13 protein-coding genes are annotated in these 14,053 nt (G+C 71.3%); 9 read left to right on the forward strand and 4 right to left on the reverse strand.

Annotated elements, in window-relative coordinates; translation table 11 throughout:
* The first annotated feature begins 18 nt into the window (after positions 1-18).
* Complete coding sequence (gene ectB, locus AB0L37_RS00290) at positions 19-1,326, forward strand: diaminobutyrate--2-oxoglutarate transaminase (RefSeq protein WP_365499146.1); 1,308 nt, start codon at positions 19-21, stop codon at positions 1,324-1,326.
* Complete coding sequence (locus AB0L37_RS00295) at positions 1,323-1,685, forward strand: cupin domain-containing protein (protein WP_365497640.1); 363 nt, start codon at positions 1,323-1,325, stop codon at positions 1,683-1,685. The genes ectB and AB0L37_RS00295 overlap by 4 nt, the downstream gene beginning before the upstream one ends.
* A gap of 81 nt (positions 1,686-1,766) precedes the next feature.
* On the opposite strand, the gene AB0L37_RS00300 is transcribed toward AB0L37_RS00295, so the two are convergent.
* Both AB0L37_RS00300 and AB0L37_RS00305 read right to left on the reverse strand, forming a co-directional pair.
* Positions 1,767-2,741, reverse strand: a complete 975-nt coding sequence (locus AB0L37_RS00300) for a TauD/TfdA family dioxygenase (protein WP_365497644.1) — start codon at positions 2,739-2,741, stop codon at positions 1,767-1,769.
* Between the two features lie 57 nt (positions 2,742-2,798).
* Positions 2,799-3,242, reverse strand: coding sequence for a hypothetical protein (locus AB0L37_RS00305; protein WP_365497647.1), 444 nt, complete (start codon positions 3,240-3,242; stop codon positions 2,799-2,801).
* Positions 3,243-3,549: 307 nt separating this feature from the next.
* On the opposite strand from AB0L37_RS00305, the gene AB0L37_RS00310 reads away from it, so the two are divergent.
* The 5 genes from AB0L37_RS00310 to AB0L37_RS00330 all read left to right on the forward strand — a co-directional run bounded on the left by AB0L37_RS00310 (position 3,550) and on the right by AB0L37_RS00330 (position 7,432).
* Positions 3,550-4,143: a TMEM165/GDT1 family protein gene (locus tag AB0L37_RS00310; RefSeq protein ID WP_365497650.1), complete on the forward strand. Its 594-nt coding sequence runs from the start codon at positions 3,550-3,552 to the stop codon at positions 4,141-4,143.
* Between the two features lie 18 nt (positions 4,144-4,161).
* Entirely contained in the window at positions 4,162-4,296 is a 135-nt protein-coding gene (locus tag AB0L37_RS00315; RefSeq protein WP_365499149.1) for a PIN domain-containing protein, read from the forward strand.
* An 81-nt stretch (positions 4,297-4,377) separates the two neighbouring features.
* Positions 4,378-4,980: a TetR/AcrR family transcriptional regulator gene (locus AB0L37_RS00320; protein ID WP_365497654.1), complete on the forward strand. Its 603-nt coding sequence runs from the start codon at positions 4,378-4,380 to the stop codon at positions 4,978-4,980.
* Positions 4,977-6,641, forward strand: a complete 1,665-nt coding sequence (locus tag AB0L37_RS00325) for an FAD-binding dehydrogenase (protein ID WP_365497657.1) — start codon at positions 4,977-4,979, stop codon at positions 6,639-6,641. The genes AB0L37_RS00320 and AB0L37_RS00325 overlap by 4 nt, the downstream gene beginning before the upstream one ends.
* Entirely contained in the window at positions 6,638-7,432 is a 795-nt protein-coding gene (locus AB0L37_RS00330) for an SDR family NAD(P)-dependent oxidoreductase (RefSeq protein ID WP_365497660.1), read from the forward strand. The genes AB0L37_RS00325 and AB0L37_RS00330 overlap by 4 nt, the downstream gene beginning before the upstream one ends.
* A gap of 159 nt (positions 7,433-7,591) precedes the next feature.
* On the opposite strand, the gene AB0L37_RS00335 is transcribed toward AB0L37_RS00330, so the two are convergent.
* The gene (locus AB0L37_RS00335) at positions 7,592-9,706 is read right to left on the reverse strand and encodes an MMPL family transporter (RefSeq protein WP_365497663.1); all 2,115 of its coding nucleotides are present in this window, start codon (positions 9,704-9,706) and stop codon (positions 7,592-7,594) included.
* A gap of 164 nt (positions 9,707-9,870) precedes the next feature.
* Here AB0L37_RS00335 and AB0L37_RS00340 point away from each other — a divergent pair, with 164 nt between their 5' ends.
* Entirely contained in the window at positions 9,871-11,208 is a 1,338-nt protein-coding gene (locus tag AB0L37_RS00340) for a hypothetical protein (protein WP_365497666.1), read from the forward strand.
* 6 nt (positions 11,209-11,214) lie between these two features.
* On the opposite strand, the gene AB0L37_RS00345 is transcribed toward AB0L37_RS00340, so the two are convergent.
* Positions 11,215-12,531, reverse strand: a complete 1,317-nt coding sequence (locus AB0L37_RS00345; RefSeq protein ID WP_365497670.1) for a M64 family metallopeptidase — start codon at positions 12,529-12,531, stop codon at positions 11,215-11,217.
* A 145-nt stretch (positions 12,532-12,676) separates the two neighbouring features.
* Here AB0L37_RS00345 and AB0L37_RS00350 point away from each other — a divergent pair, with 145 nt between their 5' ends.
* A complete protein-coding gene (locus tag AB0L37_RS00350) occupies positions 12,677-14,038 on the forward strand; it encodes a helix-turn-helix transcriptional regulator (protein WP_365497673.1) in 1,362 nt (453 codons plus the stop codon).
* The last annotated feature ends 15 nt before the right edge of the window (positions 14,039-14,053 follow it).

Here is a 14,053-nt window from a genome sequence, read left to right on the forward strand (position 1 = left end):
AGAACCTCCGTGTCCGCCATCCTCGCCCCGTCCGCGCCGGACGGAACCGTCCAACTCCCCGACGCCGCAAGGGAGTCCGAGGTCCGCAGCTACAGCCGGGCCTGGCCCGTGCAGTTCACGCACGCCCGCGGCGCCCGCGTCCAGGACGTACAGGGGCGCAGCTACCTGGACTTCTTCGCCGGGGCCGGCACCCTCAACTACGGCCACAACCCGCCCGCCCTCAAGGAGGCCCTGCTGTCGTACGTGGCGGGCGACGGCATCACCCACAGCCTCGACCTGTTCACCGCCGCCCGCACGGAGCTGCTCACCGCGCTGCAACAGCACGTGCTGACCCCGCGCGGCCTCGACTACCGCGTCATGTTCCCCGGCCCCACCGGCACCAACAGCGTGGAGGCCGCGCTCAAGCTGGCCCGCAAGGTCACCGGACGCTCCACGATCGTGGCCTTCACCGGCGCCTTCCACGGCATGTCGCTCGGCTCCCTCGCGGTGACCGGCAGCGAGTCCAAGCGGGCCGGCGCGGGCATCCCGCTCGCCGGCGTGCACCGGCTGCCCTACGACGGTTTCGCGGACGGCACGGTCAACGGACCCGCGCTCCTCGACGCGATGCTGCGCAGCGGCAACAGCGGCCTGGACCGGCCCGCCGCCGTCATCGTCGAGACGGTCCAGGGCGAGGGCGGCATCAACGTCGCGTCGTCCGAGTGGCTCGGCGAACTGGCCGAGGTGTGCCGGCGCCACGGCATGCTCCTGATCGTCGACGACGTCCAGATGGGCTGCGGGCGCACCGGCCCCTTCTTCAGCTTCGAGACGGCGGGCGTGGTGCCCGACATCGTCTGTCTGTCCAAGGCGCTGAGCGGGTACGGGCTGCCGATGTCGCTGACGCTGTTCAGGTCCGAGCTCGACGTGTGGGAGCCGGGCGAGCACAACGGCACGTTCCGCGGCCACAACCTCGCCTTCGTCACCGCGGCCGCCGCCCTGCGCTCGTACTGGCAGGACAGCGCCCTGGAGAACTGGACGGAGCACCGGGCCGGACACGTCGGCGAGCGGCTGCGCGAACTGGCCGGCCGGCACCGGGACCTCGGTGCGCGGGTGCGCGGCCGTGGTCTGGTGTGGGGCGTGGAGTTCGACGACCCCGAGCTGGCCCGCCGGGCCGGCCGGGCCGCCTTCGCCCGCGGGCTCCTGGTGGAGACGTCCGGCGCCCGGGACGAGGTACTCAAACTGCTGCCCCCGCTGACCGTGTCCGACGCCGAACTCGACGAGGGCCTGGCGATCGTCGCCGAGTCGGTGGCCGCCGCGGCCCGCACCCCCTGGGAGACCCGCACACCATGACGACTGTTTCCGTTCCCTTCTCGACCCGTGCCGAGGACGTCGAACTGACCCGTGACACCCGCTTCCCCGGGGAGGTGCTCGCGGGCGACCCCGTGATGAGCACCGCCGTGCTGTGGGCCTCCGCGGACCGGGCGGTCGTGCGCGGCGTCTGGAACTGCGAACCGGGCAGGTTCACCTGGGAGTTCCCGCGCAACGAGACCCTGGTCGTCCTGCGCGGCCGGGCCCGCGTCCGGGTCGAGGGCGGCCCCGAGCTGACGCTCGAACCGGGCGCCATGGCCGCCTTCCGCGCCGGCGACAGCACGGTGTGGGAGGTCACCGAGTCCCTGCGCAAGGTGTTCTTCATCGACTCGGAGGGCTGACCGGCAGAACCGGCACGAGAGCCGGGAAAGACTCAGGGCCCACCCCGCGACCGGCCGGCGCGGGGTGGGCCCTGAGGGGGTTCAGGCAGCCAGCACGCGTGAGCGCGTGCGCGTGTGCACGTACGCGCGTCGCAGGTCGCGCAGCACGCTGGTGCGCTTGAGCCAGCGGTCGGTGCCGTCGTAGCGCGGGGTGAAGACGTCCCTGCCGTGCACGACGCGGTAGTTGTCGAGGAAGGCGACCGTGCCGGGGCGCAGCACCAGCCGCCGGGTGGCCGAGGAGAGCCCCCGCGCGCACTGCTCCAGGGCCCGCTGCGCCTCCGTGTCGCCCGGCAGCGCGCTCGTGAAGTCCGCGTCGATCCGCAGGTACGGTGCCTCGCCGGGCCCGAACAGCACGGACGCCTCCTCGTAGGGGCGCTCGCCCTCCTCGGCACCGGTGCCGTACGCGTCGGGCAGGTGGGAGTCGTCGGCGTAGAACCGGAACCGGTCCTGGCGCAGCACCTCGCGCACCGGCTCGGCGAGGTCAGCGGTCTCGACGCCCGCGATGCTGGTGCCGACCCCGTCGGGGTTGCGCAGGCACATCAGCACCACGTAGTCGCCGCGGCAGCTGTGGAAGACGTCCTCCGTGTGCAGCGTGAGCTCGGCCCTGCTGCTGGCGCTGGTCAGGGAGGTCTCCTGGCCCTGCGACGGGCAGACGTCGTGCACCAGGCGTCCGTCCTGCTGCCCGGACCAGGAGAACGGGTCGCCCAGCACCGAGGCGACAAGCAGCAGCACGACCTCCTCCCGGAGCGCCGCGTTCTCCTTCTCGGCGACGCGCCAGCTCGCGGGCGTCGGCACGAGGTCCGCGTCGACGGGCAGGTTCGACACCGTGATCACCGCGTCCTCCGCCGCGCGTGCCGCGACGAGGAACTGCCGCAGCCCGAGCGGCAGCCGTTCGGCCTCCACCCGGACCGCGTCGGCCCGCTCCACGGCGTCCCAGGCGGGATGTCTCGCCAGGAGTCCGTCGGCGAGATCCGCTGTCGCGTCCTTCTCACCCTCGCTGAGCACGTACTCGACCATGAGGCGCTCCCCTTTCGGCACATGAGGCACTTGAGGCAGATGTCTGCGCCTCGATCCTCAACGCGTGCCGTGCGGGAAAGAAGGCGGTGCCGGTGGCCTCAAGTGCCCTTGGCGCCAATCGGTCACGGCCCTGATCACGGACGCCCCGGCCGCCGTCGCCCCGGCGGTCCCGGCCAGCACCATGATCACGCCGACCATGTAGAGGCCGCTGGCGTCGTCCGACCAGTCGTAGAACGCGGCGCCGGTCAGGCCCGCGGTCAGGCCGGTCACGGCCGTGCCGGTGGTGCGGCGGGTCGCCGCCCAGTACAGGGCCGGAAGCAGCGTCACGACGAGGCCGAGGACCTGCCACGCCTCGTAGGGGCCGGTCGACGAGCCGTCCGGGTGCTCGTCGCGGTGCTGGTCCCAGCCGAGCCAGCCGGCCCAGGCCGCGGCGGCGAGGACGGCGAGCGCGAGGGTGGGCAGCAGTTGCTCGCGCGGCGCTCTGAGGTCTTCTCGGTTCATGGCCCCAGCGTTCCGCGGCGCCGCCGGGCCCGACAGCGTCCTCGTACTCACGCCCGTACTCAGATCGGGGACGGCGTGTACCCTTGACGGAGCAAGCGAAGGGGAGTAGCCCCGCGAACCGGTCGTCGACACACTGGAACCCCCGGGTTCCCGGTGGCCGGGCCCCACCACTGCGGTGCGGGCGGGCGAGACCTTCGATCAGGCAGCCGTACGCGTTCCCATGCGCCGCTGCCGGGTCGAGTGGTCCCCCGGAGCGGGTGGCGTCACAGGGCCCGGCCGTGGCCCGGACAGAAGGACCCGACCCCCGATGCATCTCGATCTCGATCCCGTGGCGATCATCACCGCCTTCGGGCTGATCTTCCTCGCCGAGCTTCCGGACAAGACCATGTTCGCGTCGCTGGCCATGGGCACGCGGATGAAGCCGCTGTACGTCTGGTTCGGCACCTCCGCGGCGTTCGCCGTGCACGTCGCCATCGCGGTCGGCGCCGGATCGCTGCTCGGGCTGCTTCCGGGCTGGATCGTGAAGCTGGTCTCCGGCCTGATGTTCCTGTTCGGCGCGTTCATGCTGCTGCGCGGCGGGGACGACGAGGACGGCGACGACGAGGCGGGCGCGAAGACCGTCACCGGGTTCTGGCCGGTGTTCGGCACCGCCTTCATGGCCGTGTTCATCGGCGAGTGGGGCGACCTGACCCAGATCACCACCGCCAACCTGGCCGCCACGAACGGCACCTGGTCGACCGCGATCGGCTCGTTCGCGGCGCTGATCTCCGTCTCCGGCCTCGCCCTGATCGCGGGCCGTTTCATCGCGAAGCGCGTCCCGCTCAAGACCGTCCAGCGCGTCGGCGGTGTCTTCATGCTGGGGCTCGCGGTGTGGTCGTTCGTGGAGATCTTCGCGGGCTGAGGCGGGGAGTACCGAGGGCTGTCCGTGGTCGATCTCCTGATAGCGGCGACGGCAGCGCACCACGGGCTCACCGTGCTGCACGACGACGCCGACTTCACGACCCTCGCGCGTACGGCACCGGATCTGCGCGCGCGCAGCGTCCGGGACATCTGAGTCCGCGCACGCCCCACGCCCCTTGTGGATACAGGAACGTATCGAATACGTTCCTGTATCCAACCGGCGACGGAGGCGACGATGCCCATCACCACGCGGCGCGCCCGCACACGGCAGCGGCTGCTCGACGCCGCCCTCGACGTGTTCGCCGAGGCCGGCTTCGGGCGGTCCACCGTCGAGCAGGTCTGCGAGCGGGCCGGCTTCACGCGCGGCGCCTTCTACTCCAACTTCTCCTCCCTCGATGAGCTGTTTCTCGCCTTGTGGGAGGAGCGTTCGGCGCGGATGCTCGACGATGTGCGGGCCGCCCTCGCCGGAATCGACCCCGGTGATCCCGAGACCGCGGTGCGGGCGGCCGTGGACGCCGCCCCGGTCGACGACGCCTGGTACCGGATCACGGCCGAGTTCACCGCGCACGCACTGCGCAACCCCGGCCTGCGGCGCGTCATGGCCGCACGCGAGAGCGCGATCAGGGACGCGATCCTGCCGGTGCTCACCGCCGCCCTGGAGCGGCTCGGGCGCCGGGTGACCGACGAGCGGGCCCTCGGGGACGCACTGGTCGCCGTGCACGACGGAACGGCCGTGCAGGTTCTGCTCCAGCCCGGTGACGACGCCGTACGGGAACGCCGCCGGGCCCTCTTCATGAACGTACTGAACGCCTACAGCACCCCCTGGGAGAGCGCATGAGTGACACCAACGCCGATGTCATCGTCGTGGGAGCCGGGCTCGCCGGGCTCGTCGCCACGTACGAACTGACCCGCGCGGGCAAGCGCGTCGTCCTCGTCGACCAGGAGAACGCGGCGAACCTGGGCGGCCAGGCGTTCTGGTCGCTCGGCGGTCTCTTCATGGTCGACAGCCCCGAGCAGCGGCGCATGGGCATCAAGGACAGCTACGAACTGGCCCTCGCCGACTGGATGGGCTCGGCCTCCTTCGACCGCGAGGACGAGGACCACTGGCCGCGCAAGTGGGCCGAGGCGTATGTGAAGTTCGCGGCCGGCGAGAAGCGGGACTACCTGTACGGGCTCGGGCTCAAGGTCACCCCGAACGTCGGCTGGGCCGAGCGCGGCGCGGGCACCGCCACCGGGCACGGCAACTCGGTGCCGCGCTTCCACCTCACCTGGGGCACGGGCCCCGAGGTCGTGCGCGTCTTCCGCGAGCCGGTCCTCGAGGCAGCCTCGCGGGGCCTGGTCACCTTCAAGTACCGCCACCAGGTGGACGAGTTGATCGTCGAGGACGGGGTCGCCGTCGGCGTGCGCGGCTCGCTGCTCGAACCCTCCGACGCGGCGCGCGGCGTCGCCTCCTCCCGCGAGACCGTCGGCGACTTCGAACTGCGCGCGCGGGCCGTCGTCGTGACGTCGGGCGGCATCGGCGGCAACCATGAACTGGTCCGTAAGAACTGGCCTGTTGACCGCGTGGGCTCGCCGCCTGAGTCGATGGTGACCGGCGTCCCCGCGTACGTCGACGGGCGGATGATCGGGATCACCGAGAGCGCCGGCGCCTCCGTCGTCAACCGCGACCGCATGTGGCACTACACCGAGGGCATCAAGAACTGGGACCCGATCTGGCCGGGCCACGGCATCCGGATCATCCCCGGCCCGTCGTCGCTGTGGCTGGACGCCGAGGGCAAGCGGCTGCCGGCCCCGCTCTTCCCCGGGCACGACACCCTCGCCACGCTCAAGCACATCACGGCGTCCGGGCACGACCACACCTGGTTCATCCTGACCCGGGCCATCGTGGAGAAGGAGTTCGCGCTCTCGGGCAGCGAGCAGAACCCCGACATCACCGGCAAGGACCTGAAGCTGGTGCTCCAGCGGGTCAAGAAGGGGGCGCCGGGTCCCGTGCAGGCGTTCCTCGACCGGGGCGAGGACTTCGTCGTACGGCGGAACCTGAAGGACCTGGTGGCGGGCATGAACGAGCTGACGCCGTCAACTCCCCTGTCGTACGAGCAGGTTGAGCGCGAGATCGTCGCCCGCGACCGGGAGGTCGACAACGGGTACTCCAAGGACCTCCAGCTCATGGCCATCAAGAACGCCCGCTCCTACTTCTTCGACCGCGTCACCCGCGTCGCCAAGCCGCACCGCCTCCTCGACCCGGCGCAGGGCCCGCTGATCGCCGTACGGCTGCACGTGCTGACCCGCAAGACGCTGGGCGGCCTGGAGACGAACCTCGACTCGCAGGTCATGCGGCCCGACGGCACCGTCTTCGAAGGGCTGTACGCGGCCGGGGAGGTCGCCGGGTTCGGCGGTGGCGGCGTCCACGGCTACAACGCGCTCGAAGGAACGTTCCTCGGCGGCTGCATCTTCTCCGGCCGGGCCGCCGGGCGCGCCCTCGCGCGGAGCCTCGCGTGACCGGGACGGCGCTCGTGACGGGCGCGTCGTCGGGCATCGGAGCGGCCGTCGCGGCGGCCCTGGTGCGGCGCGGGTACACGGTGTACGGCACGAGCCGGAACCCGGAGAAGGTCACCTCCCCCGTTCCCGGGGTGACTTACCTCGCCCTCGACCTCGCCGACGACGCCAGCATCGAGGCGTGCGCGGCCGCCGCGGGCGCCGTCGACGTCCTCGTCAACAACGCCGGCGAATCGCAGAGCGGGCCGTTCGAAGAGCTGCCGACGGACGCGGTGAAGCGGCTCTTCCAGCTGAACGTGTTCGGCGCGGTGCGGCTCAGCCAGCTGCTGCTTCCCGGGATGCGGGAGCGGCGGCGCGGGCGCGTCGTCATGGTCGGCTCGATGCTGGCCAGCTTCCCGCTCGCGTACCGGTCCTCGTACGTGGCGTCGAAGGCGGCGATCAAGGGGTTCGCCAGTGCGGCACGACGGGAGTACTCGCCGTACGGGGTCGCGATCACGACGGTCGAGCCGGGGTCCATCGCCACGGGGATCAGTGAGCGGCGCACCCAGTACGTGCGGGAGGACTCGCCGTTCCGTGCCGCGTACGACACGATGCTCGCCGCTCTCAACTCCAATGAGGCGAAGGGGATTTCGGCGGAGAAGGTCGCGGCGAAAGTCGTCTCCGTGGTGGAGGCGGGGCGGGTGCGGCCGTTCTATGCGGTGGGGAGTAACGCGCCGGTCGTCTTCGCGCTGCGGAGGGTGATGTCGCGGGGCGCGGCTGAACGGATGGTGGCTCGGCGGCATGGGCTGAGGTAGGGGGTCGGTCGTCGGGTGCGGGTTCGGAGGGGGCTGGTCGCGCAGTTCCCCGCGCCCCTGAGATGCGCACCTTCGGTGCGGCATCTCATCGGGCGCGTTCGCGTCGGGGAAATGCGCGACCAGCCACGACGCACCCGCAGCCGCGATACGACCGCACCCCTACGGCGAAGGCGGATCATCCGTCGAGGCCCGATCCCCATGCCCGGGCCACCAAGCCGCATGCCCGATCAGCGCGGTCAGCGCCGGCGTGAACACCATCGCCATCACGAACGCCGCGATCACGATCCCGAACGACAACGCGAACCCCATCTGGGACAGCGTCGAGTTCCCGGCCAGCATCAGCGTCGCGAACGTCCCGGCGAGAATCACCCCCGCCGAACCGATGGTCGGCCCGGAATGGCGGACCGCCGTGCCCGCCGCCTCGTGCGGGGTCCGCCCCGCCCGGGCCTCCTCGCGCAGCCGGGACACCATCAGGATGTTGTAGTCCGTGCCGAGCGCGACCACGAACAAGTACATGATCACCGGCAGCATGAACATCAGCCCGGGCTGGCTGCCGATCTGCGTGAACAGGAACGACGTCGCGCCGAGCGTCGCGCCGAAGCCGAGCGCCACCGACACCATCAGGTACCAGGGCGCCACCAGGCTGCGCAGCAGCAGGCCGAGGATGACCATGATGCAGAGCGCGGCGACGGGGAAGACCACCGAGTAGTCGCGGTCCACGGCCTTGTTGATGTCGACGTACACCGCGGTGATGCCGCCGACGACCGCCTGCGTACCGTCGGGCGCGTCCGCGTGGGCGGCCGGGCGCAACGCGTCGCGGACGGTGTTCATCGCCGCGTCGGAGGCCGGCGGGTCGTCGAGGACGACGCTGTACGCGGCGGCCGTGCCGTCCGCGCTGAGCGTGGCCGCGCCGACCGTGCCGACGCCGTCGACCTCGGTCAGGGACTTGCGGAACGCCGCGGTCTGCGCGACGCCGAGACGGTCGTCGGAGGTCAGGTACACGCTCGTCGGGTCCGTGGCACCGGCCGGGAACCCCTTCTCCAGGTCGGCGAGGGCCACCATGGACTCCTTGTCCTTGGGCAGCGCCGACGAGGCCAGGTCGAAGTTGGCCTGGTAGCCGAGGGCTCCGAGGGCCAGTACGCCCATGAAGAGCGCCGACACCAGCGCCCACACGGCGGGCCGGCGCGCGATCGCCGAGCCCAGCTTCGCGAAGCCCGTGCCCTGCGGCTCGCGCTGCCAGGACTTCGACGGCCAGAACACCTTCGTGCCGAGCAGCGAGACGACGGCCGGGACCAGGGTGAGGCCCGCGCACAGCGTCACGAACACGGCGATGGCGAGCGCCGGGCCCATCGACTTGAGCATGCCGAGCGTGGACAGGGCGAGCGCAGCGAACGCGACGATGACGGCGCCGGCCGCGGAGGTGATCGCCTCGCCGACCCGTTCCACGGCGTGCACCATGCCGCTCTTGGGGTCCTCCCCCGCCCGCAGCGCCTCCCGGTAGCGGAAGAGCAGGAACAGGATGTAGTCCGTGCCGACGCCGAACAGGACGACGGTGAGGAGTTCCTGGATCGACGAGTCCGCCTTCATGTCGAAGGCCTTGTTGGCGGAGGCGATCAGGCCGGTGGCCAGGGGGGAGATGAGGCCGATCAGGACGACGGGGAGCAGCGCGATGATCGGGCTGCGGAAGATGATCAGGAGCAGCACGACGATGATGACGATCGTGCCGACGCCGACCAGGATCCCGGCCCGCTCCGACGCGTCGGCCTCGTCGAGCGCGGTCGCCGCCGAGCCGGTGATGCCGGCCTTCAGGCCGGTGCCCTTGATCTCGTCCTGGAGGTCCGTGCGCAGCGTCTTCACGGCGTCCTGCTGCGAGGTGTCGGACGGGTCGGTGAGCTTGGGCATCGCGACCATGGACGTCTGCACGAGCCCGTTCGGCGACGGCTTGCCGGGCACGACAGCCTCGACCTCGGGGATGTCCTGGCCCGCCAGCTCCTTGGACACGCGGACCACTTCGGCCGAGTCGGCGGCCGTGAGGCGCTCACCGTCCGAGCGCTGGAAGACGATGACCGCGCCGATGTTCTGCTGCCGCGGGAACTTCGCCTCCTGGATGTCGGACGCCTCGATCGACTCGTAGCTGTCGGGCAGGAAGCTCGCCTCGTCCGAGCTGGACGTCAGCTTCGGCGCCATCGAGATCACGGCGGCCGCCACCACGACCCAGCCGAGAATCACCCACCAGGGCCTGCGGACCACGAACCGACCGAGCGCTGCGAACATCCCTGGACACCTCTCGTCACCGCCCCCCGGGTCACCCCGTCAGCCTCACCCGCACCCCACGGGCCCGCCACTCGGGGCGGCCCGACATGCGCGTTCCGTACCGTCGTCGGATGCTGGGAGCTGCCTGTTCGCCGACCGTGTAGCCGACCGTGTACGGGGGAGCGATGACACACGAACCGCCCGGCAGCCGTCCGTCCTGGGGGCGGCCGAGAACCGTCGTGGCCGTGCTGGCCGCGGTCTTCCTCGTGATCTCCGCCGTCTGCACGGTGACCATGGACGAGCCCATGCAGGACCTCCTGGGGACGGGCCTGCGCTCCACCGCCGCCCTGCTGTGCGGGGTCGTCGGCCTGTGTCTGCTCGCGGCCGCGGTGCTGTGGCCGACCCCCGCCCGCCCCCGCTCGCTGGCCCTGATGAGCGGCGTGATCAGCCTGGTCTGCCTGGCGGCCACGGTCCTGATCTGGGTGTGCGTCTCCGTCGACGACCAGCTGCACTCGATCCCCGGCACCGCCGTCTCCACCGCCGCGCAGGCCGACGAGGCGCTCGCACAGCAGGGGCTCGCGCGCGGCCGTACGGCGATCCCCACCGGCGTGATGATCGAGACGATGCAGTACACGAGCAGCAACAACGTGAAGCTGACCGGCTACGTCTGGCAGCGGCTGCCGAAGGACGACGCGAAGGGCCCGCAGATCGACCTGCCGAACGCCGTCGACGGCGGGATCGGCGAGGAGATCTACCGGGACCCGTCCCCGGGCGGCAAGGAAGTCGTCGGCTGGAAGCTGAACACCACGGTCCGCGAGTACTTCGACTACAGCAACTACCCGCTCGACCGGCAGGTGGTGTGGCTGACGATGTGGCCGCAGCACTCCGCCGTGAACACGCTCGTCCCGGACTTCTCCGCGTACCCGCCGTGGCAGACGCATGACTCGTACGGCGTCTACCACGACCTGGTCAGCGGCGACTGGCACCAGCAGTTCTCGACGTTCAGCATCGGCGCCGGCACCGCCAAGACCAACTACGGGCGTCCCGGGCTCTCCGTCGACAACAAGATCCCGCAGCTCTCGTACTCGATCGGCGTGACCCGCGCCTTCCTCAGCCCGCTGCTCAACCGCCTGGTGCCGCTCGCCGTGATCGCGATGCTGGTCTTCGCGTCGCTGTTCGTCGTCACGAAGGACTCCGACCGGCGCTCGCTGTCCGGGTTCAGCACGTGGGCGGTGATCGGGTTCTGCGGCTCGATGATGCTGGTGGTGTCGGTGCAGCACGGTTCGCTGCGGTCCGACACCGGCTCCGGCGGCGTCGTCTACGCCGAGTACTTCTACTTCATCCTCTACCTGGTCATCGGCTTGGTGGCGCTGAACGCGGTGGAGCACACCTCGGACAAACGCATCCGGCTCGTCGACTGGCGGAACAACACCGCGGCCCGGCTGCTGTACTGGCCGGTGACGTGTCTGCTCCTGTTCGCGGTGACGGCGGCGGTCTTCGTGGTCACGTCGACGACGACGTAGCGCCCCTCAGCCGCGCACCGTCCAGCTCACGCTGTTCGAGGCCGCCTTCCGTACAGCCGGGTCGCGCAGCGCCGCGCTGTGGTCGACGGCCGTGGCCGTCACCGTGTGCGTGCCCTTCCTGACCCCCAACGCCCGCGCGGTCAGGCCCGTTTCACCCTTCGCCTTCGCCACCTCCACGCCATCGACGGACCAGGTGACGGTGGTGGCGGAGAGGCCCTCGGCCAGCGGGGCGAGGTCGACGCGCAGCGCGTCGGTGGTGCTCAGCGTGCGGGCGGTGGAGGTGCGGGCGGTGAGCAGGTCGGCGTCGCGGTAGAAGCCGGCGATCATCGCCTCCTGGCCGGGCAGGTTGAACTTGTCGGTGTCCAGGGCCCGCATGATCGAGTTCGCGGTCGGCCGGTAGATCCCGTACTCGTAGTAGCCGCCGCCCTCGTACGTGCCGACGGTGCCGCCCGACGGGTCGCTCTCGCCGAGCCACCGGTACCACTTGGTCCTGCTGTTGAGCATCGCGTCGGCGGTCTGCTCGGTCGTGTTGGGCTCGGCGGGCTCGGGGCCGTCGTAGGTGCCGTAGCCCGCGTACTGGTACTCGTCCGCCAACAGGCCTATGGAGTGGCCGAGTTCATGGGCGCCTATCAGGTACGAGCGGTCGTTGTCGGACGACATGGTGGCGATGCCGGTGTGACCGGCCGTCGAGGTCAGTCCGCTGTAGCCGGCGCCGCCGTACTTGGTGGAGTTCGAGACGACGAAGACGATGTCGGAGTCCGGGGCCGCCTGCGCGTACGAGTCGACCTTCTTCTCGTCGACGCACAGGAGCCGCTCGATGCCGTCGCAGAAGAAGTAGCTGTTGACCGCGGTGTCCTTGACGACGTCCTGGGTGGGGTCGCCGGAGACACCGGAGTCGTTCGACACGGCGTCCACGAGCCAGAAGTTGAAGAGGCCCTTGTAGCTCTTGTACGGCTCTATCGCGAAGATCGCGTCCAGCTTGGACTGGGCGTCCTCCTGGAAATCGGCCTGCTGGGCGGCCGTGTAGCCGTCGCCGATGATCACGAGGTCGAGGCGGCCGTCGGAGGGCCCCGTCTTCTGGAGCGGGGTGACCTGGGCGGCGCCGGGGGCCTGGGCGGGGGCGCCCTTCTCGCGGGCGATGCGGTCGGGGACGGCGGTGGAGACCTTGGTGTGGCGGCCCTCGCCGTGGGCGTTCGGGAAGTACTCGACGGTGCGGGTGCCCTCGTCACCGGCCGCGTGCGTCACCGAGCCGGCCGCGCCGAGCGCCGCCACCGCGAGGGAGCCTGCGGCGAGCGCGGAGAACAGGGGGATGCGGACGCGCACGAGGACCTCGCAGTAAGTTGCCGGGCGACAGTGAGAGACAGCAAGGGCGGCAGTAAGTCAGCGGTTAAGCTGAATTAACTTCCCTTAACTGGTCGCACAACCTAGGGGGTTGGCGGGACCGAGGGCAAGAGGTGAGACTCACGGCATGCCGGAAGAACCAGCCCCGCACGACGACACGGAGCACGTGGGCCGCCGCGTCCTGCGGCTGCGCACCGAGCGCGGCCTCACCCAGCGCCAGGTCGCCGAACCCGCGTACACCCCCGCCTACATCTCCACCCTGGAGGCGGGCCGGGTCCGCCCCTCCGAGGCGGCACTGCGGCACATCGCGGAGCGCCTCGACGTCACGTACGAGGAACTGGCGACGGGCCGCTCCGCCCACCTGGCCACGGACCTGAGGCTGCGCCTGACCGAGGCGCAGCGCGCCCTCGCGACAGGGGCGGCGAGCGAAGCGGCCGTCTCCTACGGGGAGCTGAGCGCCGAAGCCGAACGGCTCGGGCTCGACGCGGAGCGGGCGGCGGCCGAACTGGGGCTCGGCGAATGCGCCCTGGAAATGGGTGAACTCCCCCTCGCCCGCGCACACTTCGACACCGCCGACGCACTGCTCACCGGGGCGGGGGCGCCGCTGCCGCAGCGGGCACCGGTGATCCGGGCGCGGGCCGTGGCCCACTACCTCTCCGGGTCACTGCGCTACGCCTGCTATCTCCTGGAGACCGCACTCGACGAGCTCAACACGTCCGGTCTCCACGACCCGGACGCGCTCGTGCTGCTCTACACCGCGTCCATCGCCCCCTACATGGACATGGGCGCCCACGCGCGCGCCGCACAGGCCGCCGAACTGGCCCTCGCGCTCGCCCCGCGCGTCGGCGACCCCGCGCTGGTGGCGCAGATGCACCGTTCCGTGGCCCGCACCCTGCTCGCCGAGGGCAAGGTCGCCCAGGCCGACGCGTCCCTCGCCAAGGCGGCCGAGCTCTACCAACAGCTCCAGATCCGCACGGAGTTGGCGCACTGCCACTGGATGCGCGGATACGTCCACGGGCAGGCGGGACGGCTCCAGGACGCGGAGAGCGAGCTGAGGACGGCGCGGGACATGCTCTCCGCCAAGCGGGCCGCTCTCTACACGCAGCAGGTCGAGGTCGAACTGGCCGATGTGCTGAGGCGGTTGGGCCGCACCGGGGAGGCCGAGCGGATGCTCCGGTCCCTGCTCGGCGCGATCGGCCCCGAGCGCGGCGCCGTCCACGCGGCGGGCGCGCACCGCATGCTCGGCCTGATCGCCCAGGAGGCGGGCCACGGCGAACGCGCCGAGGAGCACTACGTCACCGCCCTCAGCCTGCTCGAACGCGCGGGCGCCGCAGGGGACCTGGCGGACCTGTGCCGCCTCCTCGGCGACCTGTACCGGCGCACGGGGCGGATCGAGGCGGCCCTCGACACCTACCGCACGGGCCTCGGACACCGCGCGGCCCCCGGCACGACGACCCTGGGCCCCGCACCCGCGCGCCCGCCCCTGTAGATAAATGCTCCTGCG

The sequence above is a fragment of the Streptomyces sp. NPDC052225 genome (assembly GCF_040679615.1).
In the GTDB taxonomy this organism is placed as follows: Bacteria; Actinomycetota; Actinomycetes; order Streptomycetales; family Streptomycetaceae; genus Streptomyces.